The sequence below is a fragment of the Roseobacter sp. HKCCD6576-2 genome (genome assembly GCF_013179285.1).
GTDB lineage: Bacteria > Pseudomonadota > Alphaproteobacteria > Rhodobacterales > Rhodobacteraceae > Rhodophyticola > Rhodophyticola oceani.
On sequence record NZ_WVNW01000002.1, the window covers coordinates 286,365 to 300,595 of the forward strand.

General features: G+C 60.6%; 15 protein-coding genes. 13 read left to right on the forward strand and 2 right to left on the reverse strand.

All coding sequences use genetic code 11. The features are described from left to right. Window positions 1-196: 196 nt before the first annotated feature. Both GTF44_RS08460 and miaA read right to left on the reverse strand, forming a co-directional pair. Entirely contained in the window at window positions 197-940 is a 744-nt protein-coding gene (locus GTF44_RS08460) for an AraC family transcriptional regulator (RefSeq protein ID WP_171560874.1), read from the reverse strand. Between the two features lie 123 nt (window positions 941-1,063). Then, window positions 1,064-1,933 carry a tRNA (adenosine(37)-N6)-dimethylallyltransferase MiaA gene (gene miaA, locus GTF44_RS08465; protein WP_171560901.1) on the reverse strand — a complete coding sequence of 290 codons (870 nt, stop codon included), beginning with the start codon at window positions 1,931-1,933 and terminating at the stop codon, window positions 1,064-1,066. Window positions 1,934-2,060: 127 nt separating this feature from the next. On the opposite strand from miaA, the gene pyrH reads away from it, so the two are divergent. From pyrH to lpxB, 13 genes are all read left to right on the forward strand, one after another. Continuing rightward, entirely contained in the window at window positions 2,061-2,792 is a 732-nt protein-coding gene (gene pyrH, locus GTF44_RS08470; protein WP_171560904.1) for a UMP kinase, read from the forward strand. A gap of 49 nt (window positions 2,793-2,841) precedes the next feature. Next, on the forward strand, window positions 2,842-3,405 hold the full coding sequence (gene frr, locus GTF44_RS08475; protein WP_145209308.1) for a ribosome recycling factor: 564 nt from the start codon (window positions 2,842-2,844) through the stop codon (window positions 3,403-3,405). Between the two features lie 36 nt (window positions 3,406-3,441). Then, window positions 3,442-4,167, forward strand: coding sequence for an isoprenyl transferase (locus GTF44_RS08480; RefSeq protein WP_171560907.1), 726 nt, complete (start codon window positions 3,442-3,444; stop codon window positions 4,165-4,167). 16 nt (window positions 4,168-4,183) lie between these two features. Beyond that, the gene (locus GTF44_RS08485) at window positions 4,184-4,975 is read left to right on the forward strand and encodes a phosphatidate cytidylyltransferase (RefSeq protein ID WP_171560908.1); all 792 of its coding nucleotides are present in this window, start codon (window positions 4,184-4,186) and stop codon (window positions 4,973-4,975) included. 9 nt (window positions 4,976-4,984) lie between these two features. Then, a complete protein-coding gene (gene dxr, locus GTF44_RS08490) occupies window positions 4,985-6,163 on the forward strand; it encodes a 1-deoxy-D-xylulose-5-phosphate reductoisomerase (protein ID WP_171560911.1) in 1,179 nt (392 codons plus the stop codon). A 3-nt stretch (window positions 6,164-6,166) separates the two neighbouring features. Then, complete coding sequence (gene rseP / locus GTF44_RS08495; protein WP_171560913.1) at window positions 6,167-7,495, forward strand: RIP metalloprotease RseP; 1,329 nt, start codon at window positions 6,167-6,169, stop codon at window positions 7,493-7,495. Between the two features lie 115 nt (window positions 7,496-7,610). Next, the gene (locus GTF44_RS08500) at window positions 7,611-7,748 is read left to right on the forward strand and encodes a hypothetical protein (RefSeq protein ID WP_171560916.1); all 138 of its coding nucleotides are present in this window, start codon (window positions 7,611-7,613) and stop codon (window positions 7,746-7,748) included. 166 nt (window positions 7,749-7,914) lie between these two features. Then, complete coding sequence (bamA, locus tag GTF44_RS08505) at window positions 7,915-10,227, forward strand: outer membrane protein assembly factor BamA (RefSeq protein ID WP_253261266.1); 2,313 nt, start codon at window positions 7,915-7,917, stop codon at window positions 10,225-10,227. 11 nt (window positions 10,228-10,238) lie between these two features. After that, window positions 10,239-10,871 carry an OmpH family outer membrane protein gene (locus GTF44_RS08510; protein WP_171560919.1) on the forward strand — a complete coding sequence of 211 codons (633 nt, stop codon included), beginning with the start codon at window positions 10,239-10,241 and terminating at the stop codon, window positions 10,869-10,871. A 91-nt stretch (window positions 10,872-10,962) separates the two neighbouring features. Continuing rightward, window positions 10,963-11,433: a 3-hydroxyacyl-ACP dehydratase FabZ gene (gene fabZ, locus GTF44_RS08515; protein WP_171560922.1), complete on the forward strand. Its 471-nt coding sequence runs from the start codon at window positions 10,963-10,965 to the stop codon at window positions 11,431-11,433. Next, on the forward strand, window positions 11,433-12,236 hold the full coding sequence (gene lpxA / locus GTF44_RS08520) for an acyl-ACP--UDP-N-acetylglucosamine O-acyltransferase (protein ID WP_171560926.1): 804 nt from the start codon (window positions 11,433-11,435) through the stop codon (window positions 12,234-12,236). The genes fabZ and lpxA overlap by 1 nt, the downstream gene beginning before the upstream one ends. Before the next feature lie 4 nt (window positions 12,237-12,240). Continuing rightward, window positions 12,241-13,023 (forward strand): LpxI family protein, encoded by a 783-nt coding sequence (locus GTF44_RS08525; protein ID WP_171560929.1) that lies wholly within the window; start codon window positions 12,241-12,243, stop codon window positions 13,021-13,023. After that, window positions 13,020-14,192 (forward strand): lipid-A-disaccharide synthase, encoded by a 1,173-nt coding sequence (lpxB, locus tag GTF44_RS08530; protein ID WP_171560932.1) that lies wholly within the window; start codon window positions 13,020-13,022, stop codon window positions 14,190-14,192. The genes GTF44_RS08525 and lpxB overlap by 4 nt, the downstream gene beginning before the upstream one ends. Window positions 14,193-14,231: the final 39 nt, after the last annotated feature.

The following is a 14,231-nucleotide window of genomic DNA, read 5'->3' on the forward strand; positions in this document are numbered from 1 at the left end:
GATTTGTTGTCAGTATTTCTTGATCGTTCTGAGCTTAGCAGCTTTTTTGCAATCTTGTGACGCGCATTGCGCAACATTCTATTCAAGGCGTCAATGGTCAGCACCGTCCATTAGTGTAATTTTTGCGACATTTGCCAGGTCAAAAAACGACATCGCGGCGAAATAATTCGCTTGCAAGATGAGTCGCCATGCTATCTTAGCGGCGCGGTTTGGCCCGAAATGCCGTGGGTGTTTGACCGGTCGCCAGTGAGAAAGCCCGCGTAAAATAGGCCGGTGACGAGAAGCCGAGTTGATCGGAAATCGCCCGCGCCGACAGATCCGTATCGGCCAAGAGCGCCCGGGCCTCATGCATCAAGCGTTCATGTATCAATGCGTGGGCCGGTTTGCCGGCGGCCTCTTTGCAGACCCGGCTGAGATGTGTGGGGGTGATGTCAAGCCGGTCGGCATAATCGGCCACGCCCGCGCCTGTATGATAGCTGATGGCCAGAAGTTGGGCGAATTTCTCCACCAGGTGATGGGTCTTGTCCCGGGCAATCGCGCCCTCTTGGCGGGCAAGTTCGCGGGTGATCCAGGTCGAGATCAGCAACCCGTATCCTTTCAACGCCCGATCCATGGCTGGCGCCTGACCAGCAATCTCGCGCTCAATCCGTTCGATCCGCCCGGTCAAACTGGCCTGCGCCTCGATGTTTGAGACTCGCAAATGGAACGGCCGATCTGGCAGGTCGATTCCGGGATCCGGCGGAATCCGCAGCAACAGTCCTTGGATCTGTTGCGGCAATTCCAAAGACATCACCATGCCGGCGGGCACAAAGACGGCTGTGTTCGGCCCATAGCCCCGGGTGATGCAGCCGACCGAGACTCGGCCCTGACCGCGGGTGATCCAATAGAGATGATGCCGCGGGTTTGAATGCAATGTTTCCACGCGCCAAGTGGGGCGCATGCGCAATTGACCAAGAGAAGTGACGGCGTAGCTTTCGGACATCGCCATTAACGCTACAGATTGAAAAAGTGAAAGGGAAGGGGCGTTTCGCAGGCCATTTCCAACGGTCGTGCGAGAATTTGCCTATGGTTGCGCGATATGTTGCCAGCCTTTCATTCGGGCGCGGAACCATGTGCGCTGCCGTTTCGCATATTGGCGGGAGGCAAGGATCGCCGCGGTGCGGGCGTCCTCCAGAGATAGGTGGCCTTGCAGATGGGCGATGAGGTCGGGCGCGCCGATGGCCTTGGCGCTGCCGCCAGCCTGGGACCAGCGGGGCAGGTTGGCGCGGGCTTCGTCCAGGGCGCCGTCTTCCAGCATCTTGTCGAACCGGGTCTCGATCCGCGCGTTCAGCCATTCCCGATCTGCGTCAAGCAACAGCGGCTGACATTGATCGAGTGGCAGAAGCGGCGAGGCCGTCTCCGCTTGCCATCCAGAGAGTGGGCGGCCTGTGGCGCGCCACACTTCCCAACCGCGCTGAACGCGAGCGCGGTTCTGGCGGTCGATCCGCGCGGCAAGGACAGGGTCTGCCTGATCCAGCTCCGAGAGAAGCTGATCGAAGGGCAGAGCATCGGCCTCCTCCCGGATCGCAGGTGGGGTGCTCGGGATCTCGGCCAGCCCTTCGGTTAGCGCCCGAAAGTATAGCCCAGTCCCGCCGACAATGATCGGACGGGGGCCGTCGAGCAGGGGCGTCAGATCGCGTAGCCAGGCTCCGACCGAATACTCGGCTTCGAACGGTACATGGCCATATAACGCATGGGGCGCGCGGGCCTCATCCTCTTTGCCGGGCCGTGCGGTCAGGATGCGCCAGCCGTCATAGACTTGCAGAGCATCCGCGTTGAGGATGCGCCCGCCCTGCGCCTCGGCAATGGCCAGAGCCAGCGACGATTTGCCGGATGCGGTGGCGCCAGCAATAAGAACCGGGCGAGATGGCGAGAGAGAGTTGATATCAAACAAGGGCTTGCGGGTAATTCTTTATGTTGGAACTGAAACGGCCAGACTGGCGTTGAACACAATCCCCTTTTACGCCATGTTGCGGCAATCTCAATGATCGGCCTTGCCAGCCGCTGTTCCAGAGGACTTCATGCCAGACGATACCGCCCCCGCACGCCCCGCCTATAACCGCGTGATGCTGAAGATTTCGGGCGAGGCGTTGATGGGGAGCCAAGGGTTCGGGCTGCATCCGCCGACGGTTGAGCGGATCGCCCAGGAGGTCAAATCGGTCCATGATCTGGGCGTCGAGATTTGTATGGTGATTGGCGGCGGCAATATCTTCCGGGGACTTCAGGGCTCGGCACAGGGGATGGAGCGCACGACCGCTGATTATATGGGTATGCTGGCCACGGTGATGAACGCGTTGGCGATGCAATCGGCTCTGGAATCGATGGGGGTCTTCACCCGGGTCATCAGCGCGATCCCGATGGATCAGGTTTGTGAGCCCTATATCCGCCGCCGCGCGGTGCGGCACCTGGAGAAGAAGCGGGTCGTGATTTTTGCGGCTGGGACGGGCAACCCTTATTTCACGACGGATACGGCCGCTACGCTGCGCGCCAATGAGATGCGCTGCGAGGCGATTTTCAAGGGCACCAAGGTGGACGGGGTCTATGACAAGGACCCGGCCAAACATGACGACGCGCAACGGTATGACGAGATCAGCTATGACGAGGTTCTGGCGCAGCATCTGGGCGTGATGGACGCCTCAGCGATCGCGCTGGCCCGCGAAAATGACGTGCCGATTATTGTGTTTAGCTTGGATGAACCGGGTGGGTTCCGCGGGATCCTGGCCGGGGAAGGCACCTATACAAAGGTAATGTGACCGCTTAGAAGCGGTCTTTGTCAGAGTTAAGAAAAAACGGGGCAGGGACATGTCCGACGATATCGAGATAGACCTAGACGATTTGGAACGCCGGATGGATGGCGCTTTGGCGGCGCTGAGGACAGAGTTTGCCTCGCTCCGCACAGGGCGCGCCTCGGCGGCGATGCTGGAGCCGGTGCAGGTTGAGGCCTATGGTCAGATGACCCCGATCAACCAAGTCGGGACGGTGAATGTGCCCGAAAGCCGGATGGTCACGATCAACGTCTGGGACAAATCCATGGTCGGTAAGGTTGAGAAAGCCATTCGTGAAAGCGGCTTGGGCATCAACCCGCAGCTCAACGGCACCATCATCATGCTGCCGATCCCCGAGTTGAACGAAGAGCGTCGCCGCGAACTGACCAAGGTTGCGGCGCAATATGCCGAAAGCGCCCGGGTGGCGATCCGCAATGTCCGTCGTGACGGGATGGATCAGATCAAGAAAGCCAAGGGCGACGGTATGTCCGAGGATGATCAGAAGCTTTGGGAATCCGAGGTGCAGGATCTGACCGATGGCCATATCGGCAAGGTGGACAGCGCGCTTGAGACCAAGCAAGCCGAGATCATGCAGGTATAGCGCACCCGCCGCTTTCGACCGAAAACAGGAGCCGACATGGCCGCCAAGAGTGACAGCGAACAGACACCGCGCCATGTGGCGATCATCATGGATGGCAATGGCCGGTGGGCGCAGATGCGCGGGCGGCCCCGGCTGGTCGGTCATCACGCAGGCGCGAAACGGGTGAAAGAGATTGTCCGGGCCTGCCCAGAGTTCGGCGTCGACTATCTGACGATTTTTGCCTTCTCGACCGAGAATTGGAAGCGGACGCAGACCGAAGTGGCCGGTCTGATGAAGCTTTTCAAACGCTATATCCGCCGCGAAACGCAATCTTTGTTGGATGAAAATGTCCGGGTGCGCTTCATCGGCGACCGGGTTAAGCTGGAGCCGGCGCTGGTTGACCTGATGGACAATCTGGAGCTTTTGACGTCGACCAATACCGGTATCAATCTGACGATCGCGCTGAATTATGGTGGCCGCGACGAGGTGGCCCGCGCCACGCGCCGCCTGGCGCATGATGTAGCGGCAGGCAAGCTTGACCCGCGCGACGTGACCGACGAGACATTGCCGAAATACCTCGATACGTGCCTTCTGCCAGACCCCGATCTGGTGATCCGCACCTCCGGCGAGGCGCGGATTTCGAATTTCTTGCTCTGGCAATCGGCCTATGCCGAATATGAGTTCATCGATACGCTCTGGCCGGATTTCTCGCGCGCAGAGTTTGGTGACGTGCTGAGCCGCTTTGGGACTCGAGAGCGGCGGTTCGGCGCGGTGTCTGTCTGACCCCGGTTCGGCCCAAATGAGCCTCAATCGCGATAGCTTCTCTGATTTGGCGGCACGGTCGGCCACGGGCATGGCGATGGCCGTTGTTGGCCTTACGGCGGTTTGGATGGGCGGCGCGGTGTTTGTCGGCCTGGTCATTTTGATCGTGGGCGTGTTGGTCTGGGAACTGGTGCGCATGCTGGGTGGCGGTTTGCGCCGGGCGATCGTTCTGGGATGCTTGGCTGCGGGCTTGTTGCTGGCGGCGAAACTCTTGCCCATCGGGCTTGGTTTGCCGCTGCTTTTGCTGGTCGGCATTCTGGGGATCGGCGTGCTAGAGAAGAACCGAACGCTTTACATCATGTACGCCGCTTTGATCATGTTCGCGGGCTTCGGCCTTCTGGTGCATCGCGAGGATTTCGGCCTGACCTGGATGCTGTGGCTGGTTCTGGTCGTGGCTGCGACGGATGTGTTCGGCTATTTCGCGGGGCGGATTTTCGGCGGGCCGAAGTTTTGGCCGCTGGTCAGCCCGAAGAAGACATGGTCTGGCACAGTTGCCGGTTGGGTCAGCGCGGGCTTGGTCGGTGCGGCCTTTATGAAGGCGACAGGCTCTGGCGTGGAACTGATCGGCATCTCCGTCGCGCTGAGCATGGCCAGCCAAATGGGCGATATCGCCGAAAGCGCCTTGAAACGCAGGGTGGGGGTCAAGGACAGCTCGAACCTATTGCCCGGCCATGGCGGGATGTTCGATCGGTTTGACGGAATGCTTGGGGCCGCGCTTTTGCTACTGCTGGTGGAGAGCTTTGCGGAGTTTCCGCCGACGCCGATTTAGAGGACCAGTATGCGTAAGGTCAGTGTCTTTGGGGCGACAGGATCGATTGGGCAGAACACGCTTGATCTGATTTCGCGCGCGCCGGATGCCTATGATGTGGTGGTGCTGACCGGCGGGCGGAATGTAACGCAATTGGCCAAGGATGCGCGCGCCTTTCGGGCCGATGTTGCGGTCACGGCCTATGAAGATCATCTGCCTGCGCTCAGAGAGGCCTTGGCGGGGACCGGGATTGAAGCTGCAGCCGGGCAGGGCGCCTTGGTGGAGGCCGCGGACCGACCGGTCGATTGGGTGATGTCGGCCATTGTTGGCGCGGCGGGTCTGGAGCCCGGGTTTCACGCGCTGCGCCATGGCACGACTCTGGCGCTTGCGAATAAAGAGAGTTTGGTCACGGCGGGGCCGCTCTTGCTGGCCGAGGGGCGGGCGCATGGCGCCACGATCTTGCCGGTCGATAGTGAGCACTCAGCGGTGTTTCAGGCGCTGGTCGGCGAAGACATGGCGGCGGTGGAGCGGATCGTGATCACGGCATCGGGCGGCGGGCTTCGAGATTGGCCGATTGAAGCCTTGGCCAGTGCGACCGTCGCAGATGCCGGTGCGCATCCGAATTGGGATATGGGCCAGCGGATCACCATCGACAGCGCCTCGATGTTCAACAAGGCGATGGAGCTCATTGAAACAAAAGAGTTCTTCGGTGTGCGCCCCCATCAGGTCGAGGCGGTTGTGCATCCACAATCGATCATCCATGCGTTGGTTGGGTTTTGCGATGGTGCGTTGATGGCGCATCTGGGCGCGCCTGATATGCGTCATGCGATTGGCTATGCCCTTCATTGGCCAACGCGGCGTGACCTGCCGGTGGCGCGGCTTGATTTGGCGGAGCTGGCCACATTGGAGTTTCGCGCGCCCTGCGACATTCGCTATCCGGCTCTCGGCTTGGCGCGGCAAGTGATGGAAACAGGCGGTCGGTCGGGCGCGGTGTTCAACGCCGCGAAAGAGGTCGCGCTTGATGCGTTTTTGGCCGGGCGGGTCGGGTTCATGGATATGACAGGTGTGGTCGCGGCGACACTTGACCAGATTTCGCGCGATATTCGCCTTCACGATGCCATAGAGACCCTTGAGACCGTGCTGGAAACAGACCATGTGGCTAGGCAACGGGCCGAAGAGCAGGTCGCGAAACGACAAAACGACAGGTAGGTTATGGAATTCATCCCCCAGTTCGGCAATGTTGCGTTTACAATTGTGGCCTTTATCGCCGCCCTGTCGATCATCGTCGCGATCCATGAATATGGCCATTACATCGTTGGGCGCTGGTCTGGCATCCATGCGGAGGTGTTCTCCATCGGCTTCGGTCCGGTCCTGGCCAGCCGGGTGGATCGCCATGGCACACGCTGGCAAATCGCAGCGCTGCCCTTTGGCGGATATGTGAAGTTTCTGGGGGATGCGGATGCGGCCTCGGGTAAGGATGGGGCTGCGGTTGACGCGTTGGATGTGGCCGAGCGGCGGCGCTCGATGCATGGCGCGCCGCTTTGGGCGCGGGCGGCGACGGTAGCGGCAGGCCCGGTTTTCAACTTTATCCTGTCGATCCTGGTTTTTGCCGGTTTCGTTTTGGCTTCAGGCCAGGCGATTGAAGAGGCCCGCGTTGGCACGCCCAAGGCGTTGCCCGCCGATATGCAGGTTTTGCAGGAAGGCGATCTGATCACGTCCATTGATGGCACGCCGATTGCCAGCCTCGCCGATGTGCGGAGCCTGAGCGAGGCGGTGCCATCTGTTCCGACGCTCAGCTATGAGATTGAACGTGACGGCGTGGCGATGACGGTCGATGCGGTCGCGCCCTGGATACCGGTGGTCGAAGCGGTCACGCCGCAATCGGCGGCAATGGCGGCGGGGCTGGAAGTCGGCGATGTCATCCGGGCGATTGATGGCGAGCCGGTCTATGCGTTCCGCCAGTTACGCAGCGCAGTGGAGGCCTCGGAAGGCGGGGCGCTTGCGCTTGATGTCTGGCGCGATGGCGAGATGCTGGAATTCACACTCAGTCCTCGCCGGATGGATTTGCCGCTGGCAGAGGGCGGGTTTGAGACACGTTGGCTGATTGGTATTCGCGGTGGTTTGTTCTTTGAACCTGTTACCGAACCTGTCGGCCTGGTGGATGCGGCGCAATACGGTGTCGCGCAAACCGGGTTCATTATTCAGTCTTCGCTGTCCGGCCTTTGGCATATGATCACCGGTGCGATTTCAAGTTGCAATCTGCAAGGGCCTATTGGCATCGCGGAGACCTCTGGCGCGGCGGCAAGTCAGGGTCTGGACGACTTCATCTGGTTCATTGCTGTGTTGTCGACGGCTGTAGGGCTTCTGAATCTCTTCCCGATCCCGGTCTTGGATGGCGGGCATCTGCTGTTTCACGCCTATGAGGCGGTTGCGGGCAAGCCTCCCTCTGACAAAGCACTAAAGATCTTTATGTCTGTCGGTCTGATGTTGCTTTTGTCTCTGATGCTTTTTGCGTTGACGAATGATATCTTCTGCCCGTGAGGGGGAGGCAGTCATCACCAAACCGCCCCTGGGGTGCCCAAATTCAGCCATATTCAGGCAGCACATCTGAAACCGCAGAAAACCCAAATTCTTGGGTCAGATAAGGGTATGTCAGATGAGACTGCTTTCAGACGGTTATCGCGGCATCAGATTCTTCGTACAGATCAATGTGGACCGATTGCTGGTTCCGCTGATCATTGTCTCTGCGCTGACTGTGGCAGGTTGGATGTTGTCCTACGCAACGATCCACTGATCAGGTTGCACTGGTATCGGTGTACCGTCCGTCAAAAACCATTGTGTATATCTTGTGACACAGCCTGTGGATAACCGCTATGGGCTGTGATGGATCGTTTTGACAAGACCCCGCGGCTTCGGTAGGGATGACCGAAGATTACAGGTCATGGACGGGGCAGGATTCGATGAGCAATCGCGCAACTCTCGCAGCGGGATGGCGGGGTGCAGCTGCAACCCTGATGGCACTGACCTTTATGTGCCTGTTAACGCTTCCAGTCGCGGCGCAGGATTTTCGGTTTTCGCAATTTGATGTGCAAGGAAATCAGCGGATCGACGCCAGCACAGTTTTGGTCAATGCCGGGATCAATCCTGGTGAGGCGATCAGCGCTGGCCAGTTGAACGATGCGCAGCAGCGGCTGCAAAACTCCGGCCTGTTTGAAAGCGTCGAAGTGGTGCCGCGCGGATCGACCCTTGTCATCATTGTGCAAGAGTACCCGACCATCAACCGGATCAATATCGAGGGCAACCGGCGGCTCGATGACGAAGATCTTCTGAACATCATCACATCACAGCCGCGCCGGGTCTATTCGCCCTCTGTGGCCGAGCAGGATGCCGCCGAGATTACAGCAGCCTATCGCGAGGCGGGCCGATTGACCGCGACGGTTACCCCGGTGATCATCCGGCGTAGCGACAACCGCGTCGATCTGGTCTTCGAAGTGACCGAAGGGCGCGTGGTCGAGACCGAGCGCATTGAGTTTGTCGGCAACCGCAATTACTCGGATCGTCGCCTGCGCCGTGTGTTGGAAAGCACGCAGGCTGGGATTTTCCGGGCGATTATTCGACGCGATAGTTTCGTCCAGGATCGGATTGCGTTTGATCAACAACTGCTGACAGATTTCTATCGTGATCGCGGGTATGTGGATTTCGAAGTTCTGAGTGTTACCTCGGAACTCACCCGAAGCCGAGACGCGTTTTTCATCACCTTCAACATTCGTGAAGGTCAAAGCTTTGATGTGGGGGAGATCACCGTTGTCAGCGATTTGCCCGAGATCGACACGGATGAATATCTGGATGTGATCCGCATGCGCAGCGGCACGACCTACAGCCCGCGTTTAATTGATAACACTATCAGCCGGATGGAAAACCTCGCTACACAGCAGAGCCTCCGGTTCATTCGTGTCGAACCTCGGATCACCCGCAATGATGAAGATCTGACGCTGGACGTTGAGTTTGCCGTTGTGCGCGGTGAGCGCGTCTTCGTCGAACGAATCGATATCGAGGGTAACGCGACCACGCTCGACCGTGTGGTGCGCCGACAGTTCGACACGGTGGAGGGCGATCCGTTTGACCCGCGCGCTATTCGCCAAGCCTCCGAACGGATTCGCGCGCTCGCCTATTTCTCCGATGTCGAAGTCGAGGGCCGCCAGGGCACGGCGCCGGATCAAGTGATTGTCGATGTGGATGTCGAAGAGCAGCCCACCGGCTCTCTTGGTTTCTCGGTCAGTTTTTCGAGCGATACGGGGACGGGCCTGGCCGTCAGCTATGCGGAGCAGAACTTCCTTGGTCGTGGTCAAGCGCTGCGGTTTTCGTTCAATACGACGACCGACAGCCGAGCATTCAATTTCAGCTTTCAGGAGCCTGCCTTCTTGCGGCGCGATTTGGCCTTGGGTCTGAATGTCTTTTTCAATGAAACGGATGCGCAAAACGCTGCGTTTGACACCGAAAACCTTGGGTTCCAGACGTCGCTTGGCTTCCCGATTGGTGAGTACAGCCGGGCGAGCGTGTTTTATCGGTTGTCGCAGGATACCATCCTGAACGTGACAGCCGACAGTTCGCCGATCATTCAGCGGGAAGAGGGGGAACGCATAACTTCCTCGATTGGCTATGGCTTCAGCTATGACACCCGCAATACGGGTCTGAACCCCAATGCAGGCGTGCTTCTGCGCTTCAATCAAGAACTCGCCGGTCTTGGGGGCGACAGCCAGTATATCCGCACCACGGCCCTGGCCTCGGCAGAGACAAGCGTCGCGCAGGAAGAGGTGACCTTGCGGGCCACGGTTGAGGGCGGTGGCATCGCGATGTTGGATGGCAATAGCCGGTTCACCGACCGGTTCTTCCTGTCCAGCCGCCAGATGCGTGGGTTCGAGCCGCGTGGCCTGGGACCGCGGGACACCAACGCCGCGAATGACGACGCACTCGGCGGGAACTTCTTCGCAGTTGCCCGCTTCGAGGCGGCTTTCCCACTCGGACTGCCGGATGAATATGGCATCTCTGGCGGCGTGTTCTACGATATTGGCACGGTTTGGGGGCTGGATGACACACTGGGTGCAGGTGGGATGATGGTCGATGACGACATCCACTTCCGCTCCTCGGTCGGGTTCTCGATCTTCTGGGATACCGCGATTGGGCCCCTGCGTTTCAACTTCAGCCATGCGTTGGAGACCCAGCCTTATGACGAGACCCGGGAATTCGATCTGACCATCGAGGCGCGCTTCTAAGGAGAACGGGCATGGCGCATGCGCGCTTCAGGCCGATATGGGGTTTGGCCATTTTGGCCCTCCTCATTTGGGTCGCGCCGCACCCCGCGTCGACGCAGACCAGCGCGGCGCCAGAGGGGATTTTGGTACTAAACCAGGATCGGTTGTTTTCGGCCTCTCTTTATGGGCAGCGGGTTCAGAGCGAGTTGGAAGCCGCAGGCGAAAGCTTGGCGGCTGAGAACCGCGAGATCGAGGCGCAACTCACAGAAGAAGAGATGCGCCTGACGGGTGAGCGCGCCACCATGGATCCGATGGCGTTTCGGGCCTTGGCCGAGGAATTTGATGCGCGCGTGGGCGAAATCCGGCAAGCGCAAGAGACCAAAGCGCAGTCGCTGAGTCTGCAGGCCGACGCCGCGCGGCAGCGGTTTTTCGAACTGGCCTTTCCAATTCTATTGGATCTGGTTCGAGAGCGCGGCGCGGCCGTCATCATGGACAATCGCGCGGTGCTTTTATCGGCGGAATCGGTCGACATCACCGCCTTGGCCTTGGAACGCGTCGACGCCCGCCTCGGCGATGGTGGCGAAGGTCCGCTTTTGCAGGGTGGTGATCTTCCCGCGCCCTTGGCCCGGCCAGACGACGAAAATGGATCCTCGACGGCCCCATGAGCCGCCGCTGAACCGCCCTTGCCGCGCGCGACCCGAGTTGTTACGCAGAGGGCGTGTGCGTCAATAATGATCCAAAGGACACCAGCACCCAATGACCACCCCGCCCAAAACCGCTGATATTGACTTGATCCAACGGATCATTCCACATCGTTATCCGTTCCTATTGATCGACAAAGTGCGGGAGATCGTGCCGTTTACCAGCGCCGTTGGCGTCAAAAATGTCACCTTCAACGAGCCGCATTTTCAGGGCCATTTCCCGGGCGCGCCGATCATGCCCGGCGTGACGATCATCGAGGCGATGGCTCAGACGGCTGCCGTGATGGTCGGGGTTAGCATGGATATGGCTGACAAGGATTTGCTGGTCTATTTCATGGCAATCGACAAATGCAAGTTCCGCCGCAAGGTTGTGCCGGGCGATGTCTTGGAGCTGTCGGTGACGGTCACCCGCGGCAAAGCGGGGGCCAAGGTTTGGAAGTTCCAAGGTGTGGCCACGGTCGAGGGGGAGATGGCGGCTGAGGCCGAGTTCACCGCGATGATGGATTTGCCAGCAGAGGGCGCTTGATGGCTATCGATCCCTCCGCGCGCATCCATCCCTCCTCTGTGATCGAAGAGGGGGCGGTGATCGGTCCCGAGTGTGAGATCGGGCCGTTTTGCGTTGTCGGGCCAGAGGTCACGCTTGGGGCGCGGGTGCATCTGAAATCCCACGCCATCGTGACGGGCTGGACGGAGATCGGCGATGAGACGGTGATCTTCCCCTTCGCTAATATCGGCGACATCCCGCAAGATAAGAAATTCGCTGGCGAGCGGACGCGGCTGATCGTTGGCAAGCGCAACCGCATCCGTGAAGGTGTGACGATTAACACCGGCACGGAAGGCGGGGGTGGGGTGACCAAGGTGGGCGATGACGGGTTATTCCTGGCCAATGCCCATGTGGCCCATGACGCGATCGTGGGCGACCGGGTGATCGCGGTGAACAATGCCTCAATCGGTGGACATTGCATCATCGAAGACGATGTTTTGATCGGCGGCCTGTCGGGTGTGCATCAATTCGTGCGGATCGGCAAAGGCGCGATCATTGGCGCGGTGACGATGGTGACCCATGATGTGATCCCCTATGGGCTGGTCCATGCACCGCGTGGCGAGTTGAAAGGGTTGAACCTAGTCGGGTTGAAGCGTCGGGGGGTGAGCCGCGAGGATATCATGGCGCTGCGCGCGGCGTTCCAGGCGCTGGCGCAGGGCGAAGATGCGTTCCAAGACCGGGCACGCCGCTTGCGGGATGCCGATGAGGGGACGTCACCTTATGTGGATGAGATCGTCGCCTTCGTTTTGGGCGACTCGGGTCGCTCCTTCCTGACGCCGGGCTGAAGCGATGGCGCGTGCGATCATCGCGGGCTCTGGTGCTCTGCCACAGTTGCTGCTGCAGGCGGGGTCGGCGCATGTGGTGGCGTTTCAAGGCGTTGAGTTGCAAGTCCGGGACGCGCCGGTGATCCCGGCCAGGTTCGAGCAGCTTGGCGGATTGTTCGAGGCATTGCGAGCGCAAGGTGTCGACGAGTTGTGTTTGGCAGGCGCGATGACCCGCCCGCAATTTGACCCCTCGGCTTTGGATGAGACGACCATCGCGTTGCTGCCGCGTCTCATGGCCGCGATTGGACAAGGGGATGATGGCCTCCTGCGCAGTGTTATCGAGCTTCTGGAAGACGAAGGCTTTGCGGTCCGCGCGGCTCATGAGCTGCGCCCCGATCTGGTCGCGGAAGAGGGGGTCCTCGCCGGCATTCCGACCAGTCAGCACCAGACAGACGCTACGCGGGCCCGTGCCGTTCTAGACGCGCTTGGGCCGCTTGATGTGGGGCAGGGCGCGGTTGCGGCCTCGGGGCAAGTTTTGGGGATCGAAACCTTGCAGGGGACCGATGCGATGCTGGACTTCGTGGCGCAGACCCGGCCCGGATCGGGCGGGGTTTTCGTCAAACGCCCGAAACCGGGGCAGGATCTGCGGGTCGATATGCCGGCGATTGGGGCCGATACGGTCCGTCTTGCGGCTAAGGCCGGTCTCTCCGGGATCGAGATCGCCGCAGGCAGCGTGCTGCTTCTGGATCGTGGCGCGGTTCTGACCGAGGCGGAGGCCAAAGGCGTCGCGATTTGGGCGGCCCCGTGACCCGGCGCTTATTTCTGATCGCGGGCGAACCCTCAGGCGACCGTTTGGGGGCGGCATTGATGGCCGGGCTCAAAGCGATGGAGCCGGATCTGGAGTTTCACGGCATTGGTGGCCCCTTAATGCAGGCGGAGGGGTTGCAGACACTGTTTCCGATGGAGGAGCTGAGCGTCATCGGTCTGGCCGAGATTCTGCCGCACCTGCGGTCGCTGTTACGGCGGGTGTCGGAAACCGCCGATGAGATCGTGGCGACACGGCCCGATGCGCTGATCACCATCGACATCCCTGAGTTTTCGCTCCGCGTCGCGGCGAAGGTCAAGGCCCGGGCGCGCGATCTACGCACGATCCATTATGTGGCGCCAACGGTCTGGGCCTGGCGCGCCGGGCGGGCCAAGAAAATGGCACGGTCGATCGATCATGTGCTGGCGTTATTCCCCTTCGAGCCGCCTTTGATGGAGGCCGCCGGTATGACCTGCGATTTCGTCGGTCATCCGGTCACGACCGAGCCCGTCGCAAGCGCCGAGGAGGCGCAGGCGTTCCGATCCCGGCAGGGGATTGGTGCCGACGCGCCGCTTCTGTTGGTTTTGCCCGGCTCGCGCCGAGGTGAGGTTGCCCGGCTTTCGCCAATTTTCGGCGAGGCGCTGCGCCCGGTTTTGGCGGCGCATCCGGATCTGCGTGTTGTGCTGCCGACGCTGGCGGCGGTGGCTGATGATGTGGCGGAACTGACCGCAAGCTGGCCGGTTCCGCCGGTGATCCTGGACCCGCGGGAGAGGTCGGCGGCGGATGCCGCGGCCGAGAAACGGGCGGCATTCGCGGCGGCCGATCTGGCCCTGGCGGCGTCTGGCACAGTCAGTTTGGAACTGGCGGCGGCGGCCACGCCGATGGTGATCGCTTACGATATGAGTTGGCTGTCGAAACAGGTGATCCGCATGATGCTGCGGATCGATACGGTGACCTTGGTCAATCTGGTCTCCGACAGCCACACTGTGCCGGAGTTCTTGGCGGAGAACTGTCGGCCCGGGCCGATCTCCGATGCCTTATTGCAGCTTCTGGAGGATGGCGCCGCGCGACAGGCGCAGCTTGATGCGGCGGATTTGGCGATGGACCGGTTGGGGCGCGGCGGGGATGCGCCGGGGCTCCGGGCGGCGGCGTCCGTGCTGCGCGCGATATGAGCGCGCCCGGAATTTTCGAAAATTCCGGGGCGGAAAACC

What these genes read in the sequence shown, in the direction of transcription:
- GTF44_RS08460 (WP_171560874.1), bottom strand. Translation starts at nt 940, where the DNA reads ATGCGCCCCACTTGGCGCGTGGAAACATTGCATTCAAACCCGCGGCAT.
- pyrH (WP_171560904.1), top strand. Translation starts at nt 2,061, where the DNA reads ATGCCAGACGATACCGCCCCCGCACGCCCCGCCTATAACCGCGTGATG.
- frr (WP_145209308.1), top strand. Translation starts at nt 2,842, where the DNA reads ATGTCCGACGATATCGAGATAGACCTAGACGATTTGGAACGCCGGATG.
- GTF44_RS08480 (WP_171560907.1), top strand. Translation starts at nt 3,442, where the DNA reads ATGGCCGCCAAGAGTGACAGCGAACAGACACCGCGCCATGTGGCGATC.
- GTF44_RS08485 (WP_171560908.1), top strand. Translation starts at nt 4,184, where the DNA reads ATGAGCCTCAATCGCGATAGCTTCTCTGATTTGGCGGCACGGTCGGCC.
- dxr (WP_171560911.1), top strand. Translation starts at nt 4,985, where the DNA reads ATGCGTAAGGTCAGTGTCTTTGGGGCGACAGGATCGATTGGGCAGAAC.
- rseP (WP_171560913.1), top strand. Translation starts at nt 6,167, where the DNA reads ATGGAATTCATCCCCCAGTTCGGCAATGTTGCGTTTACAATTGTGGCC.
- GTF44_RS08500 (WP_171560916.1), top strand. Translation starts at nt 7,611, where the DNA reads ATGAGACTGCTTTCAGACGGTTATCGCGGCATCAGATTCTTCGTACAG.
- bamA (WP_253261266.1), top strand. Translation starts at nt 7,915, where the DNA reads ATGAGCAATCGCGCAACTCTCGCAGCGGGATGGCGGGGTGCAGCTGCA.
- GTF44_RS08510 (WP_171560919.1), top strand. Translation starts at nt 10,239, where the DNA reads ATGGCGCATGCGCGCTTCAGGCCGATATGGGGTTTGGCCATTTTGGCC.
- fabZ (WP_171560922.1), top strand. Translation starts at nt 10,963, where the DNA reads ATGACCACCCCGCCCAAAACCGCTGATATTGACTTGATCCAACGGATC.
- lpxA (WP_171560926.1), top strand. Translation starts at nt 11,433, where the DNA reads ATGGCTATCGATCCCTCCGCGCGCATCCATCCCTCCTCTGTGATCGAA.
- GTF44_RS08525 (WP_171560929.1), top strand. Translation starts at nt 12,241, where the DNA reads ATGGCGCGTGCGATCATCGCGGGCTCTGGTGCTCTGCCACAGTTGCTG.